The organism is Escherichia sp. WS3063 (genome assembly GCF_046486595.1).
Taxonomy (GTDB): domain Bacteria; phylum Pseudomonadota; class Gammaproteobacteria; order Enterobacterales; family Enterobacteriaceae; genus Escherichia; species Escherichia coli.
Window position 1 is genome coordinate 58522 of the sequence record NZ_JBJQKY010000023.1, and the last position, 16109, is coordinate 74630.

Annotated in this window: 13 protein-coding genes and 1 riboswitch; of the genes, 10 read left to right on the forward strand and 3 right to left on the reverse strand. The window is 50.9% G+C overall.

The features are described from left to right. Positions 1-359 precede the first annotated feature (359 nt). Entirely contained in the window at positions 360-1511 is a 1152-nt protein-coding gene (argE, locus tag ACJHYW_RS19220) for an acetylornithine deacetylase (RefSeq protein WP_001361903.1), read from the reverse strand. Between the two features lie 153 nt (positions 1512-1664). Between argE and argC the strand changes: the two genes are divergently transcribed. The 6 genes from argC (at position 1665) to oxyR (ending at position 9106) form a co-directional block, all read left to right on the forward strand. Beyond that, entirely contained in the window at positions 1665-2669 is a 1005-nt protein-coding gene (gene argC, locus ACJHYW_RS19225; protein WP_000935362.1) for an N-acetyl-gamma-glutamyl-phosphate reductase, read from the forward strand. A 7-nt stretch (positions 2670-2676) separates the two neighbouring features. After that, positions 2677-3453: an acetylglutamate kinase gene (gene argB / locus ACJHYW_RS19230; protein WP_001361902.1), complete on the forward strand. Its 777-nt coding sequence runs from the start codon at positions 2677-2679 to the stop codon at positions 3451-3453. A gap of 60 nt (positions 3454-3513) precedes the next feature. After that, positions 3514-4887 carry an argininosuccinate lyase gene (gene argH / locus ACJHYW_RS19235; protein WP_001230103.1) on the forward strand — a complete coding sequence of 458 codons (1374 nt, stop codon included), beginning with the start codon at positions 3514-3516 and terminating at the stop codon, positions 4885-4887. A 485-nt stretch (positions 4888-5372) separates the two neighbouring features. Continuing rightward, the gene (gene manD, locus ACJHYW_RS19240) at positions 5373-6587 is read left to right on the forward strand and encodes a D-mannonate dehydratase ManD (RefSeq protein WP_000690928.1); all 1215 of its coding nucleotides are present in this window, start codon (positions 5373-5375) and stop codon (positions 6585-6587) included. Between the two features lie 66 nt (positions 6588-6653). Continuing rightward, entirely contained in the window at positions 6654-7937 is a 1284-nt protein-coding gene (locus tag ACJHYW_RS19245) for an MFS transporter (RefSeq protein ID WP_000382176.1), read from the forward strand. 251 nt (positions 7938-8188) lie between these two features. Further along, positions 8189-9106: a DNA-binding transcriptional regulator OxyR gene (oxyR, locus tag ACJHYW_RS19250; protein ID WP_001025939.1), complete on the forward strand. Its 918-nt coding sequence runs from the start codon at positions 8189-8191 to the stop codon at positions 9104-9106. Here oxyR and sthA read toward each other — a convergent pair. Further along, positions 9089-10489, reverse strand: coding sequence for a Si-specific NAD(P)(+) transhydrogenase (sthA, locus tag ACJHYW_RS19255; RefSeq protein ID WP_001120806.1), 1401 nt, complete (start codon positions 10487-10489; stop codon positions 9089-9091). The two genes, oxyR and sthA, sit on opposite strands and share 18 nt — an antisense overlap. Positions 10490-10820: 331 nt before the next feature. On the opposite strand from sthA, the gene fabR reads away from it, so the two are divergent. Beyond that, positions 10821-11471 carry an HTH-type transcriptional repressor FabR gene (gene fabR, locus ACJHYW_RS19260; protein ID WP_001309117.1) on the forward strand — a complete coding sequence of 217 codons (651 nt, stop codon included), beginning with the start codon at positions 10821-10823 and terminating at the stop codon, positions 11469-11471. Continuing rightward, positions 11471-11830 carry a YijD family membrane protein gene (locus ACJHYW_RS19265; protein WP_000806411.1) on the forward strand — a complete coding sequence of 120 codons (360 nt, stop codon included), beginning with the start codon at positions 11471-11473 and terminating at the stop codon, positions 11828-11830. Before fabR ends, ACJHYW_RS19265 begins: the two co-directional genes overlap by 1 nt. Positions 11831-11869: 39 nt before the next feature. On the opposite strand, the gene trmA is transcribed toward ACJHYW_RS19265, so the two are convergent. Next, positions 11870-12970 (reverse strand): tRNA (uridine(54)-C5)-methyltransferase TrmA, encoded by a 1101-nt coding sequence (gene trmA / locus ACJHYW_RS19270; RefSeq protein WP_000187018.1) that lies wholly within the window; start codon positions 12968-12970, stop codon positions 11870-11872. Positions 12971-13083: 113 nt separating this feature from the next. Beyond that, positions 13084-13274: riboswitch (cobalamin riboswitch) on the forward strand. A 64-nt stretch (positions 13275-13338) separates the two neighbouring features. Here trmA and btuB point away from each other — a divergent pair. Both btuB and murI read left to right on the forward strand, forming a co-directional pair. After that, complete coding sequence (gene btuB / locus ACJHYW_RS19275) at positions 13339-15183, forward strand: TonB-dependent vitamin B12 receptor BtuB (RefSeq protein ID WP_000591346.1); 1845 nt, start codon at positions 13339-13341, stop codon at positions 15181-15183. Further along, a complete protein-coding gene (gene murI, locus ACJHYW_RS19280) occupies positions 15128-15985 on the forward strand; it encodes a glutamate racemase (protein ID WP_001560234.1) in 858 nt (285 codons plus the stop codon). Before btuB ends, murI begins: the two co-directional genes overlap by 56 nt. Positions 15986-16109 lie beyond the last annotated feature (124 nt).

Here is a 16109-nt window from a genome sequence, read left to right on the forward strand (position 1 = left end):
GCATTGGCGCGAATATGCTCGGGCTTTGCTTTTCGTCGTCTTTTATAAAGCCACGTAAAAGCGATGACGTCAAATGCTGCGAAATCGCTTCAGCAAACGAATAAATAGCAGGAATTTACGCCATTAAATTCACGACGCTTTAAATAAGCGTAACTTATGGAAATGTTAAAAAATCGCCTCAAGTAACACCAAAGAGTTATGAGTTGTAGTTACCATTTGGGCATCATTTGAGATTGCTGACAAACTCGCTTACGGGTCAGTATGGGCACGGTTTTCCCCTCACCCTAACCCTCTCCCCGAAGGGGCGAGGGGACTGTCCGTGCGCTTGCATGGCTTTGTCATCAGCCTGATTTGCTTTTTTAATGCCAGCAAAAATGGTGAATTACCTGGGTTATCAGTTCGCGGGTGGGCTTGATAAACCGTGTTTCCAGATATTCATCAGGTTGATGAGCCTGATTAATTGAGCCAGGCCCCAGAACCAGCGTCGGGCATAACGTTTGAATAAACGGCGCTTCGGTACAGTAATTCACCACTTCGGTCTTTGCTCCGAGCAATTTCTCAACTACTTCAACCAGTTGATGATTTGGCGGGCATTCATAGCCAGGGATCGGCGGATGCAGCTCGTCGACCGTCAGACGACCCGGCCAGCGTTCGCTCACCGGAGCCAGCGCATCGTTGAGTAGGCCATTAAGTTCATTGAGTGTCATGCCCGGCAGCGGACGAATATCCATATGCAACTCACAGCAAGCACAAATACGGTTAGAAGCGTCGCCACCGTGAATATGCCCGAGGTTGAGCGTGGGGTATGGCACGGTAAACGCTTCGTAGTGATAACGTTCTTTCAGCTTATCGCGCAATTGCAAAATATGCCCGATGGCGTCGTGCATCAGTTCGATAGCGTTAACTCCGCGTGCCGGATCGCTGGAGTGGCCCGACTGGCCCTGAATACGGATGGCGTTAGAGATATGACCTTTATGTGCGCGTACCGGTTGTAGTGACGTCGGTTCGCCAATGATGGCGCAATCCGGGCGCAGGGCGGTAGTTTCGGCAAAATAACGCGCTCCGGCCATACTGGTTTCTTCATCGGCAGTCGCCAGAATGTAGAGCGGTTTTGCAAGCTTCGTGACGTCGACATCGCGTAGCGCATCAAGGATAAACGCAAAAAAGCCTTTCATGTCGGCGGTGCCTAAGCCGTAAAGCTTGCCGTCATGCTCCGTCAGTGTAAACGGATCGCGCGTCCAGCGTCCGTCATCAAATGGCACCGTATCGGTATGCCCCGCCAGCAACAAACCGCCAGCCCCCTGTCCGGTACTTGCCAGCATATTAAATTTGTTGCGAGTTCCTGGCACAGGCTGCACTTCCACATTGAAGCCTAAATCTTTAAACCAGTCCGCCAGCAGAGTGATTAAATCTGCATTGCTTTGATCGAGTGCCTCTTCCGTGGCGCTTATTGAAGGTGTGGCAATCAGAGCACGGTAAATCTCGATAAATGGCGGTAATTTGTTTTTCATTGTTGACACACCTCTGGTCATGATAGTATCAATATTCATGCAGTATTTATGAATAAAAATACACTAACGTTGAGCGTAATAAAACCCACCAGCCGTAAGGTGAATGTTTTACGTTTAACCTGGCAACCAGACATAAGAAGGTGAATAGCCCCGATGTTGAATACGCTGATTGTGGGTGCCAGCGGCTACGCTGGCGCAGAGCTAGTGACCTATGTAAATCGCCATCCGCATATGAACATAACCGCTTTGACTGTTTCAGCGCAAAGCAATGATGCGGGAAAGTTAATCTCCGATTTGCATCCGCAGCTAAAAGGCATCGTTGATCTGCCGTTGCAGCCGATGTCGGATATCAGCGAGTTTAGCCCAGGGGTGGACGTGGTGTTTCTCGCCACCGCCCATGAAGTTAGCCACGATTTAGCGCCGCAATTTCTTGAAGCCGGCTGCGTGGTGTTCGACCTTTCCGGCGCGTTTCGTGTTAACGACGCCACCTTCTATGAAAAATATTACGGCTTTACCCATCAGTATCCGGAACTGCTGGAACAGGCAGCCTACGGTCTGGCGGAGTGGTGCGGTAATAAATTAAAAGAAGCGAACTTGATTGCCGTGCCAGGCTGTTATCCGACGGCGGCACAGCTGGCGCTGAAACCGTTGATTGATGCCGATATTCTTGACCTCAATCAGTGGCCGGTAATCAACGCTACCAGCGGCGTGAGCGGTGCAGGACGTAAGGCAGCGATTTCAAATAGTTTTTGTGAAGTTAGCCTGCAACCGTATGGCGTCTTTACCCATCGCCATCAACCAGAGATCGCCACACACCTCGGTGCTGACGTTATCTTCACCCCACATCTGGGCAATTTCCCGCGCGGCATTCTCGAAACTATTACCTGCCGCCTGAAATCGGGTGTGACCCAGGCGCAAGTCGCGCAAGTGTTACAGCAGGCGTATGCCCATAAACCGCTGGTGCGGCTGTATGACAAAGGCGTTCCGGCGCTGAAAAATGTCGTTGGGCTGCCATTTTGCGATATCGGGTTTGCCGTTCAGGGCGAGCATCTGATTATTGTGGCGACCGAAGACAACTTACTGAAAGGCGCGGCGGCACAAGCGGTACAGTGCGCCAATATTCGTTTCGGCTATGCGGAAACGCAGTCTCTTATTTAAGGGTGCAATGATGAATCCATTAATTATCAAACTGGGCGGCGTACTGCTGGATAGTGAAGAGGCGCTGGAACGTCTGTTTAGTGCACTGGTGAATTATCGTGTGTCACATCAGCGTCCGCTGGTGATTGTGCACGGCGGCGGTTGCGTGGTGGATGAGCTGATGAAAGGGCTGAATCTGCCGGTGAAAAAGAAAAACGGCCTGCGGGTGACGCCAGCGGATCAGATAAACATTATCACCGGAGCACTGGCGGGAACGGCAAATAAAACCCTGCTGGCATGGGCGAAGAAACATCAGATTGCGGCCGTAGGTTTGTTTCTCGGTGACGGCGACAGCGTCAAAGTGACCCAGCTTGATGAAGAGTTAGGCCATGTTGGACTGGCGCAGCCAGGTTCGCCTAAGCTTATCAACTCCTTGCTGGAGAACGGTTATCTGCCGGTGGTCAGCTCCATTGGCGTAACAGACGAAGGGCAACTGATGAACGTCAATGCCGATCAGGCGGCAACGGCGCTGGCGGCAACGCTGGGCGCGGATCTGATTTTGCTCTCCGACGTCAGTGGCATTCTCGACGGCAAAGGGCAACGCATTGCCGAAATGACCGCCGCGAAAGCAGAACAACTGATTGAGCAGGGCATTATTACTGACGGCATGATAGTGAAAGTGAACGCGGCGCTGGATGCTGCGCGCACGCTGGGCCGTCCGGTAGATATCGCCTCCTGGCGTCATGCGGAACAGCTTCCGGCACTGTTTAACGGTATGCCGATGGGTACGCGGATTTTAGCTTAAGTTTTGTTAGCCGGAGGCGCAGCTTTCCGGCATTGAATTTCAAAATAAGGAAACAGAGTTATGGCACTTTGGGGCGGGCGTTTTACCCAGGCAGCAGATCAACGGTTCAAACAATTCAACGACTCACTGCGCTTTGATTACCGTCTGGCGGAGCAGGATATTGTTGGCTCTGTGGCCTGGTCCAAAGCCCTGGTAACGGTCGGCGTGTTAACCGCAGAAGAGCAGGCGCAACTGGAAGAGGCGCTGAACGTGCTGCTGGAAGATGTTCGCGCCAGGCCACAACAAATCCTTGAAAGCGACGCCGAAGATATCCATAGCTGGGTGGAAAGCAAACTGATCGACAAAGTGGGTCAGTTAGGCAAAAAGCTGCATACCGGGCGTAGCCGTAATGATCAGGTAGCGACTGACCTGAAACTGTGGTGCAAAGATACCGTTAGCGAGTTGCTGACGGCTAACCGGCAGTTACAATCCGCTCTGGTCGAGACCGCGCAGAACAATCAGGACGCGGTAATGCCAGGTTACACCCACCTGCAACGTGCTCAACCGGTGACGTTCGCGCACTGGTGCCTGGCTTACGTGGAGATGCTGGCGCGTGATGAAAGCCGCTTGCAGGATGCGCTTAAGCGTCTGGATGTCAGTCCGTTAGGCTGTGGCGCGCTGGCGGGAACGGCTTATGAAATCGACCGTGAACAGTTAGCTGGCTGGCTGGGCTTTGCTTCAGCGACCCGTAACAGTCTCGACAGCGTTTCTGACCGTGACCACGTGCTGGAACTGCTTTCTGCTGCCGCTATCGGCATGGTGCATCTGTCGCGTTTTGCTGAAGATCTGATTTTCTTTAACACCGGCGAAGCGGGGTTTGTGGAGCTTTCTGACCGTGTGACTTCCGGTTCATCATTAATGCCGCAGAAGAAAAACCCGGATGCGCTGGAGCTGATTCGCGGTAAATGCGGCCGGGTGCAGGGTGCGTTAACCGGCATGATGATGACGCTGAAAGGTTTGCCGCTGGCTTACAACAAAGATATGCAGGAAGACAAAGAAGGTCTGTTCGACGCGCTCGATACCTGGCTGGACTGCCTGCATATGGCGGCGCTGGTGCTGGATGGCATTCAGGTGAAACGTCCGCGTTGCCAGGAAGCGGCTCAGCAGGGTTACGCCAACGCCACTGAACTGGCGGATTACCTGGTGGCGAAAGGCGTACCGTTCCGCGAGGCGCACCATATTGTGGGTGAAGCGGTGGTGGAAGCCATTCGTCAGGGCAAACCGCTGGAAGATCTGCCGCTCAGTGAGTTGCAGAAATTCAGCCAGGTGATTGGCGAAGATGTCTATCCGATTCTGTCGCTACAATCGTGCCTCGACAAGCGTGCGGCAAAAGGCGGCGTCTCACCGCAGCAGGTGGCGCAGGCGATTGCTTTTGCGCAGGCTCGGTTAGAGTAATTGGTTTATATTGCTCCCCTGAAAATGGGGAGCTTACCACGCCTATAAAGTAGCGACACTACGTAGGCGGACTGCCTCAGGCAGAAATTTGTCAGCATTCTGGTGACCTTAAATTTAACGCCCAACCAGAACTATTATTTGTCATATTCCTTTTTATTCTTGCATCTTCTTTACCTTCACTCTCCCCATGAAAATCATATTTTCAATACATCAATCAATACATATTTTAATTAATTGAATATAATTAATTTCTATTGCTGTGCTCATTTTTAATGATTAATGGAGTTTGTTATGTGATTATTTAACGTGTTGTTTTAAAGATGATGGTTAATTATTCAGGTGGTTTTTGAGGGTGTTTTTTCTCCTCGGCGGAAATTTTTATTTTTAATGTGATCACGGTTGAATAATCGCTCTTTCTCTCTTGTATGGTAGTAGGCGTAAAATTAAGTTTGAAGCGTCTATTTACAACACAGGAGATTGCAATAATGAAAATTATTGCTGCAGATGTTTTTGTTACTTGCCCAGGACGTAATTTCGTTACGCTTAAAATAACCACTGCAAGCGGACTTTGTGGATTGGGAGATGCCACATTAAATGGTCGCGAATTGTCGGTCGCTTCTTATCTGAAAGATCATCTTTGTCCACAATTAATTGGCCGCGATGCCAGCCGTATCGAAGATATCTGGCAATTCTTTTATAAAGGTGCTTACTGGCGACGTGGCCCCGTCACGATGTCGGCCATTTCTGCCATTGATATGGCGTTGTGGGATATCAAAGCCAAAGCGGCAAATATGCCATTGTATCAACTGCTTGGTGGTGCTTCTCGTGAAGGCGTGATGGTTTATTGCCACACCACCGGGCGCACGATTGATGAAGTCCTTGAAGACTATGCAAAGCACCAGCAGATGGGCTTTAAGGCGATTCGTGTGCAGTGCGGTGTACCGGGTATGCAAACCACTTATGGCCTGGCGAAGGGCAAAGGACTGGCGTATGAACCGGCAACCAAAGGCCTGTGGCCGGAAGAGCAGTTGTGGTCTTCAGAAAAGTATCTCGATTTTACACCGAAGTTATTTGAAGCGGTGCGTAATAAGTTCGGTTTTAACGAACATCTGTTGCATGACATGCACCATCGCCTGACTCCTATCGAAGCGGCGCGCTTTGGGAAGAGCATTGAGGATTACCGCCTGTTCTGGATGGAAGATCCGACGCCTGCTGAGAACCAGGAATGTTTTCGTCTGATTCGCCAGCATACTGTGACGCCGATTGCGGTCGGTGAAGTGTTTAACAGTATCTGGGACTGCAAGCAGTTAATCGAAGAGCAGCTGATTGACTATATTCGCACGACGATTACCCATGCAGGCGGCATTACCGGGATGCGACGGATTGCCGATTTTGCATCGCTTTATCAGGTACGTACCGGTTCGCATGGTCCTTCAGATTTATCGCCTGTTTGTCATGCGGCGGCGCTGCATTTTGACCTCTGGGTGCCAAACTTTGGCGTTCAGGAGTACATGGGCTATTCCGAACAAATGCTTGAAGTCTTCCCGCATAGCTGGCGCTTCGATGAAGGTTATATGCACCCAGGCGATGAACCGGGGCTGGGTATTTCTTTCGATGAGAAACTGGCGGCGAAATATCCGTATGACCCGGCGTATCTCCCCGTCGCACGACTGGAAGATGGCACATTGTGGAACTGGTAATAACAGTTCGCTTAATTATTTTCTGAATAGTCATCAAATCGATTAATTCCGCTCAAGGAGCTAAAAATGGACGTTGATGTGTCAACCAGTGTTGCGGGTAATAAACCGCAACGGATTCGTCGTATTCAGACAGTAACGCTGGTTTTATTATTTATGGCGGGGATCGTTAATTTCCTCGACCGTTCGTCATTGAGCGTGGCAGGCGAAGCGATTCGTGGCGAGTTAGGATTATCGGCGACAGAATTTGGCGTTTTGCTTTCTGCATTTTCTCTGTCTTATGGTTTTTCACAACTCCCTTCCGGTATTTTGCTAGACCGCTTTGGCCCACGAATAGTTTTAGGCGCAGGCTTAATATTCTGGTCATTAATGCAGGCATTAACAGGAATGGTTAATTCTTTTAGCCACTTTATTTTAATGCGTATCGGTCTGGGTATTGGCGAAGCGCCATTTATGCCTGCGGGAGTAAAGTCGATCACCGACTGGTATGCGCAAAAAGAACGCGGCACGGCGCTGGGGATTTTTAACTCATCTACCGTTATCGGTCAGGCTATTGCGCCTCCTGCTCTTGTATTGATGCAGCTGGCATGGGGCTGGCGGGCAATGTTCGTCATCATCGGCGTGGCGGGGATTCTGGTTGGGATCTGTTGGTACGCGTGGTATCGCAACCGGGCGCAGTTTGTCCTGACCGACGAAGAACGGACCTATCTCTCCGCGCCGGTTAAACCGCGTCCACAATTACAATTTAGCGAGTGGCTGGCGCTGTTTAAGCATCGGACAACCTGGGGGATGATTTTAGGTTTCTCTGGCGTCAATTATACCGGTTGGCTCTACATCGCGTGGTTACCCGGTTATTTACAAGCCGAGCAAGGCTTCAGTCTGGCGAAAACCGGTTGGGTGGCGGCGATTCCTTTCCTCGCGGCGGCGGTCGGGATGTGGGTTAACGGTATTGTTGTCGATCGGCTGGCGAAAAAAGGCTACGACCTGGCGAAGACGCGTAAAACGGCTATTGTCTGCGGTTTGATGATGTCGGCATTAGGCACGTTGCTGGTCGTGCAATCCTCCTCGCCAGCCCAGGCTGTAGCGTTTATCTCAATGGCGCTGTTCTGCGTGCATTTCGCGGGAACATCTGCATGGGGACTGGTGCAGGTGATGGTGTCAGAAACAAAAGTGGCTTCCATCGCCGGGATTCAAAACTTTGGCAGTTTTGTTTTTGCTTCCTTTGCTCCGATCGTAACCGGTTGGGTAGTGGATACCACGCACTCGTTTAATCTGGCGCTGGTTATCGCGGCCTGTGTGACGTTCACCGGGGCGCTGTGTTACTTCTTTATTGTCAAAGATCGGATTGAGTAACTGTTACTATCAGGCTCTCTTGCTGTGGGCCTGTAGAATAAAAAAAAGCGGATCCTGGAGATCCGCAAAAGTTCACGTTGGCTTTAGTTATTCGAGTTGAGAAACTCTCGAAACGGGCAGTGACTTCAAGGGTTAAAAGAGGTGCCGCTCCGTTTCTGTGAGCAATTATCAGTCAGAATGCTTGATAGGGATAATCGTTCGTTGCTATGCTACCTATCGCCGCGAACTATCGTGGCAATGGAGGATGGATAATGAATATTCGTGATCTTGAGTACCTGGTGGCATTGGCTGAACACCGCCATTTTCGGCGTGCGGCAGACTCCTGCCACGTTAGCCAGCCGACGCTTAGCGGGCAAATTCGTAAGCTGGAAGATGAGCTGGGCGTGATGTTGCTGGAGCGGACCAGCCGTAAAGTGTTATTCACCCAGGCGGGAATGCTGCTGGTGGATCAGGCGCGTACCGTGCTGCGTGAGGTGAAAGTCCTTAAAGAGATGGCAAGCCAGCAGGGCGAGACGATGTCCGGACCGCTGCATATTGGTTTGATTCCCACGGTTGGACCGTACCTGCTACCGCATATTATCCCGATGCTGCACCAGACCTTTCCAAAGCTGGAAATGTATCTGCATGAAGCACAGACCCACCAGTTACTGGCGCAACTGGACAGCGGCAAGCTCGATTGCGTGATCCTCGCGCTGGTGAAAGAGAGCGAAGCATTCATTGAAGTGCCGTTGTTTGATGAGCCAATGTTGCTGGCTATCTATGAAGATCACCCGTGGGCGAACCGCGAATGCGTACCGATGGCCGATCTGGCAGGAGAAAAACTGCTGATGCTGGAAGATGGTCACTGTTTGCGCGATCAGGCAATGGGGTTCTGTTTTGAAGCCGGGGCGGATGAAGATACACACTTCCGCGCGACCAGCCTGGAGACGCTGCGCAACATGGTGGCGGCAGGTAGCGGAATCACTTTACTGCCTGCGCTGGCTGTGCCGCCGGAGCGCAAACGCGATGGGGTTGTTTATTTGCCGTGTATTAAGCCGGAACCTCGCCGCACTATTGGCCTGGTTTATCGTCCTGGCTCACCGCTGCGCAGCCGCTATGAGCAGCTGGCAGAGGCCATCCGCGCAAGAATGGATGGCCATTTCGATAAAGTGTTAAAACAGGCGGTTTAAGCCATTTAGCGCAGCTACCCGATAGGCTTCCGCCATCGTCGGGTAGTTAAAGGTGGTGTTGACGAAGTACTCAATAGTATTGCCGCCACCTTTCTGTTCCATAATCGCCTGACCGATATGAATAATTTCGGCAGCGCGCTCGCCAAAGCAGTGAATACCCAGAATCTCTTTTGTTTCCCGATGGAACAAAATTTTCAGCGTGCCCACGTTCATGCCGACGATTTGTGCACGTGCCAGATGTTTAAACTGGGCGCGGCCCACTTCATATGGCACTTTCATCGCGGTTAGCTGCTGTTCGGTTTTGCCCACAGAGCTGATTTCCGGGATGGTGTAAATGCCGGTAGGGATATCTTCAATCAGATGTGCGTTGGCTTCACCTTTCACCAGCGCCTGCGCGGCAATGCGCCCCTGGTCATAGGCTGCCGACGCCAGGCTCGGATAACCAATCACGTCGCCCACCGCGTAAACGTGCGGCTGTGCGGTCTGATACATGCTGTTGACCTTCAGCTGTCCGCGACTGTCAGTTTCCAGCCCAATGTTCTGTAACGCCAGCGAATCAGTATTACCGGTGCGACCGTTGGCATAGAGCAGGCAGTCAGCTTTCAGTTTTTTACCCGACTTCAGATGCATGATCACACCGTCGTCACAGCCTTCGATCTTCTCGTACTCTTCGTTGTGACGAATCACTACGCCACTGTTCCAGAAGTGATAGGAGAGAGAATCTGACATCTCTTGATCGAGAAACGCCAACAGCCGATCGCGGGTGTTGATCAGATCCACTTTTACATCCATACCGCGGAAGATCGACGCATATTCACAGCCGATCACTCCAGCACCATAGATAAGTACATGGCGCGGTTCGTGGTGCATGCTAAGAATTGAGTCGCTGTCGTAAATGCGTGGATGGGTGAAATCAACATCTGTTGGATGATATGGACGAGAGCCGCAGGCAATAACAAATTTTTCAGCGGTTAGTGTTTCAACGCTGCCGTCCGGGCAATCCAGCGCCAACGTATGCTCGTCAACAAAGCGAGCGTTCCCCTGCAATATTTCACAGTGATTACGTTCGTAAAATCCCTGACGCATGCGCGTTTGTTGGTTAATCACGTTATCGGCATGGTTAAGGATATCGGCAAAAGAAGAGCGGAGCAGTCGGGAATGGTCGCTGTATAGTGGGTTTTGATTAAATTCTATAATGCGGCTGACGGCGTGACGGAGAGCTTTCGACGGGATGGTGCCCCAGTGGGTGCAACCGCCGCCAACATTTTGATAACGCTCGATAACTGCGACGCGCGCACCTTGCTTAACCAGGCCCATTGCAGCGCCTTCGCCGCCGGGGCCGGAACCTATTACTATGGCATCGTAATCGTAGGAATGTGGCATGGTAGGGCTTACCTGTTCTTATACATAAAAGCAACAGAATGGTAACATTTTATCGCGGGTAAGCCAATTGATCCCCGTCATTTATCTGGCTATAGCGTGAGCGGCCTTTGCTTTGTCTGTTTCTTACTTTTGACCTGAACGTTTTATTGGATTTTTATCGACGATACTCTCCGTTTAAGCGGCAGGTTTCCGTTGTACGTAAAAGAACCGGCCAAAGAATTGCAGTAAATATGTTTTATTGCGTTACCGTTCATTCACAACACTGGAGCAATCCAGTATGTTCATTCTCTGGTATAGTGCCAGCAGTACTTTTGGCAAGGATTCAGACATCGTGATGGGCGTAAGAGCGCAACAAAAAGAAAAAACCCGCCGTTCGCTGGTGGAAGCCGCATTTAGCCAATTAAGTGCTGAACGCAGCTTCGCCAGCCTGAGTTTGCGTGAAGTGGCGCGTGAAGCGGGCATTGCTCCCACCTCTTTTTATCGGCATTTCCGCGACGTAGACGAACTGGGTCTGACCATGGTTGATGAGAGCGGTTTAATGCTACGCCAACTCATGCGCCAGGCGCGTCAGCGTATCGCCAAAGGCGGGAGTGTGATCCGCACCTCGGTCTCCACATTTATGGAGTTCATCGGTAATAATCCTAACGCCTTCCGGTTATTATTGCGGGAACGCTCCGGTACCTCCGCTGCGTTTCGTGCCGCCGTTGCGCGTGAAATTCAGCACTTCATTGCGGAACTTGCGGACTATCTGGAACTCGAAAACCATATGCCGCGTGCGTTTACTGAAGCGCAAGCCGAAGCAATGGTGACAATTGTCTTCAGTGCGGGTGCTGAGGCGTTGGACGTCGGCGTCGAACAACGTCGGCAATTAGAAGAGCGACTGGTACTGCAACTGCGAATGATTTCGAAAGGGGCTTATTACTGGTATCGCCGTGAACAAGAGAAAACCGCAATTATTCCGGGAAATGTGAAGGACGAGTAATGAAACAAGCAAATCAAGATAGAGGTACGCTGCTGCTGGCGTTAGTTGCTGGCTTATCGATTAATGGTACTTTCGCAGCGCTGTTTAGCTCCATTGTGCCATTTTCTGTATTCCCGATTATTTCCCTGGTGCTGACGGTTTACTGCCTGCATCAACGTTATCTTAATCGCACTATGCCGGTAGGCTTGCCGGGTCTGGCAGCTGCCTGTTTTATTCTCGGCGTACTGCTGTACAGCACGGTAGTTCGTGCGGAATATCCGGATATCGGCTCTAACTTCTTCCCGGCAGTACTGTCCGTCATTATGGTGTTCTGGATTGGCGCGAAGATGCGTAACCGTAAGCAGGAAGTTGCTGAGTAATCGGTATCATGCCGGATGCTGATGCATCCGGCATGGGTTTTACTTCGCGGTCAGTAATACGCCGCACTCCATATGGTGCGTGTAGGGGAACTGATCAAACAGAGCCAGACGTTCGACCTTGTGCGTCTGACTTAATGTTTCCAGATTCTTGCATAACGTTTCCGGATTGCAGGAGATATACAGAATACGTGGATACGCCTGCACCATTTTCTCGGTTTCACCGTCCAGACCGCTGCGTGGTGGGTCGACAAAAATGGTTTCGCACTGATAACTCTTTAAATCGATCCCTTGCAGGCGGTTAAACTCGCGTACGCCATTCATCGCCTGAGTAAATTCTTCTGCCGCCATACGAATAATTTGTACGTTATCAATATGGTTAGCGGCAATGTTGTATTGCGCGGCAGCGACCGACGGCTTAGCGATTTCGGTGGCTAATACCCGATCAAAATTGCGCGCCAGTGCTAATGAAAAGTTACCGTTGCCGCAGTACAGCTCCAGTAAATCGCCTTTTGAGCCTTTGGTTACGTCCAGCGCCCATTCCAGCATCTGAATATTCATCGCCGCGTTCGGCTGGGTAAAGCTGTTTTCTACCTGACGGTAGATCATCTCTTTCCCTGCGACCGGCAGACGTTCATCGATGTAATCTTGATCCAGCTCGATTTTGGTTTTCGTTGCCCGACCAATCAGATGCACATTCAGATTCTGCGCTCGCAGTGCATCGCGCAGGGCTTCCGCTTCCTGACGCCACTCATCATCCAGCTTCTTATGGTACAGCAGGGAAACCACCGCCTGATTACTCAGCGTGGTGAGGTAATCAATCTGGAACAACTTGTGGCGCAGAACGGGATTATTACGCACACCCGCAATCATCGCCGTCATCAACTGGTTGATAAGTTCACTGGCGGCGGGGAAGCTATCCACGCGGATGCGGCTTTTGGTTTGTTGATCGAAAATGATGTGATACAGGTCATCGCCATCGTGCCAGATGCGGAACTCCGCACGCATCCGGTAATGACTGACCGGCGAGCGAAACACTTCCGGAACCAGGTCAGAAAACGGTGCCATCATACTTTGCAAACGTACCACTTTTTCGGCTAACTGCGCTTCATACTGTTCTGTTGGAAGGTGTTCGGGGGTCATGATGTATCCTGAAAAATTAAAGTACGCGGCGATTGTAGGGATTGCTCATCAGATGTCCAGATCTTGATGAATTCCTATTTGTGAGCTACGTCTGGACAGTAACTTGTTACAACCTGTAGCATCCACTTGCCGGTCCTGTGAGTTAATAGGGAATCCAGTGCGAATCTGGAGCTGACGCGCAGCGGTAAGGAAAGGTGCGATGATTGCGTTATGCGGACACTGCCATCCGGTGGGAAGTCATCATCTCTTAGTATCTTAGATACCCCTCCAAGCCCGAAGACCTGCCGGCTAACGTCGCATCTGGTTCTCATCATCGCGTAATATTGATGAAACCTGCGGCATCCTTCTTCTATTGTGGATGCTTTACAATGATTAAAAAAGCTTCGCTGCTGACGGCGTGTTCTGTCACAGCCTTTTCTGCTTGGGCACAGGATACCAGCCCGGATACTCTCGTCGTTACCGCTAACCGTTTTGAACAGCCGCGCAGCACTGTGCTTGCACCAACCACCGTTGTGACGCGTCAGGATATCGACCGCTGGCAGTCGACCTCGGTCAATGATGTGCTGCGCCGTCTTCCGGGCGTCGATATCACCCAAAACGGCGGTTCAGGTCAGCTCTCATCTATTTTTATTCGCGGTACAAATGCCAGTCATGTGTTGGTGTTAATTGATGGCGTCCGCCTGAATCTGGCGGGAGTGAGTGGTTCTGCCGACCTTAGCCAGTTCCCTATTGCGCTTGTCCAGCGTATTGAATATATCCGTGGACCGCGCTCCGCTGTTTATGGTTCCGATGCAATAGGCGGGGTGGTGAATATCATCACGACGCGCGATGAACCCGGAACGGAAATTTCAGCAGGGTGGGGAAGCAATAGTTATCAGAACTATGATGTCTCCACGCAGCAACAACTGGGGGATAAGACACGGGTAACGCTGTTGGGCGATTATGCCCATACTCATGGTTATGATGTTGTTGCCTATGGGAATACCGGAACGCAAGCGCAGACAGATAACGATGGTTTTTTAAGTAAAACGCTTTATGGCGCGCTGGAGCATAACTTTACTGATGCCTGGAGCGGCTTTGTGCGCGGCTATGGCTATGATAACCGTACCAATTATGACGCGTATTATTCTCCCGGCTCACCGTTGCTCGATACCCGTAAACTCTATAGCCAAAGTTGGGACGCCGGGCTGCGCTATAACGGTGAACTGATTAAATCACAACTCATTACCAGCTATAGCCATAGCAAAGATTACAACTACGATCCCCATTATGGTCGTTATGATTCGTCCGCGACGCTGGATGAGATGAAGCAGTACACCGTCCAGTGGGCAAATAACGTTACCGTTGGCCACGGTAATATTGGTGCGGGCGTTGACTGGCAGAAACAGACTACGACGCCGGGTACTGGTTATGTTGAGGATGGGTATGATCAACGTAACACTGGTATCTATCTGACCGGATTGCAACAAGTCGGCGATTTTACGTTTGAAGGCGCAGCCCGCAGCGACGATAACTCACAGTTTGGTCGTCATGGAACCTGGCAAACGAGTGCCGGTTGGGAATTCATCGAAGGCTATCGTTTTATCGCTTCTTATGGCACGTCGTACAAGGCACCTAATCTTGGACAACTGTATGGTTTCTACGGAAATCCGAATCTGAATCCTGAGAAAAGCAAACAGTGGGAAGGCGCGTTTGAAGGCTTAACCGCTGGGGTGAACTGGCGTATTTCCGGATATCGTAACGATGTCAGTGATTTGATCGATTATGATGATCACACCCTGAAATATTACAACGAAGGGAAAGCGCGGATTAAGGGCGTCGAGGCGACCGCCAATTTTGATACCGGACCACTGACGCATACTGTGAGTTATGATTATGTCGATGCGCGTAATGCGATTACCGACGTGCCGTTGTTACGCCGTGCTAAACAGCAGGTGAAATACCAGCTCGACTGGCAATTGTATGACTTCGACTGGGGTATTACTTATCAGTATTTAGGCACTCGCTATGATAAGGATTACTCATCTTATCCTTATCAAACCGTTAAAATGGGCGGTGTGAGCTTGTGGGATCTTGCGGTTGCGTATCCGGTCACCTCTCACCTGACAGTTCGTGGTAAAATAGCCAACCTGTTCGACAAAGATTATGAGACAGTCTATGGCTACCAAACTGCAGGACGGGAATACACCTTGTCTGGCAGCTACACCTTCTGAACCACGTCCCACCGTGCTGGTGTTTGACTCCGGCGTCGGTGGGTTGTCGGTCTATGACGAGATCCGGCATCTCTTACCGGATCTCCATTACATTTATGCTTTCGATAACGTCGCTTTCCCGTATGGCGAAAAAAGCGAAGCGTTTATTGTTGAGCGAGTGGTGGCAATTGTCACCGCGGTGCAAGAACGCTATCCCCTTGCGCTGGCTGTGGTCGCTTGCAACACTGCCAGTACCGTTTCACTTCCTGCATTACGCGAAAAGTTCGACTTCCCGGTTGTTGGTGTCGTGCCGGCGATTAAACCTGCTGCACGTCTGACGGCAAATGGCATTGTCGGATTACTGGCAACCCGCGGAACAGTTAAACGTTCTTATACTCATGAGCTGATCGCGCGTTTCGCTAATGAATGCCAGATAGAAATGCTGGGCTCGGCAGAGATGGTTGAGTTGGCTGAAGCGAAGCTGCATGGCGAAGATGTTTCTCTGGATGCGCTAAAACGTATCTTGCGTCCGTGGTTAAGAATGAAAGAGCCGCCAGATACCGTTGTACTGGGGTGTACCCATTTCCCTCTACTACAAGAAGAACTGTTACAGGTGCTGCCAGAGGGAACCCGGCTGGTGGATTCTGGCGCAGCGATTGCTCGCCGAACGGCCTGGTTGCTAGAGCATGAAGCCCCGGATGCAAAATCTGCCGATGCGAATATTGCCTTTTGTATGGCAATGACGCCAGAAGCTGAACAATTATTGCCCGTTTTACAGCGTTACGGCTTCGAAACGCTCGAAAAACTGGCAGTTTTAGACTGATTTGGTTGAATGTTGCGCGGTCAGAAAATTATTTTAAATTTCCTCTTGTCAGGCCGGAATAACTCCCTATAATGCGCCACCACTGACACGGAACAACGGCAAACACGCCGCCGGGTCAGCGGGG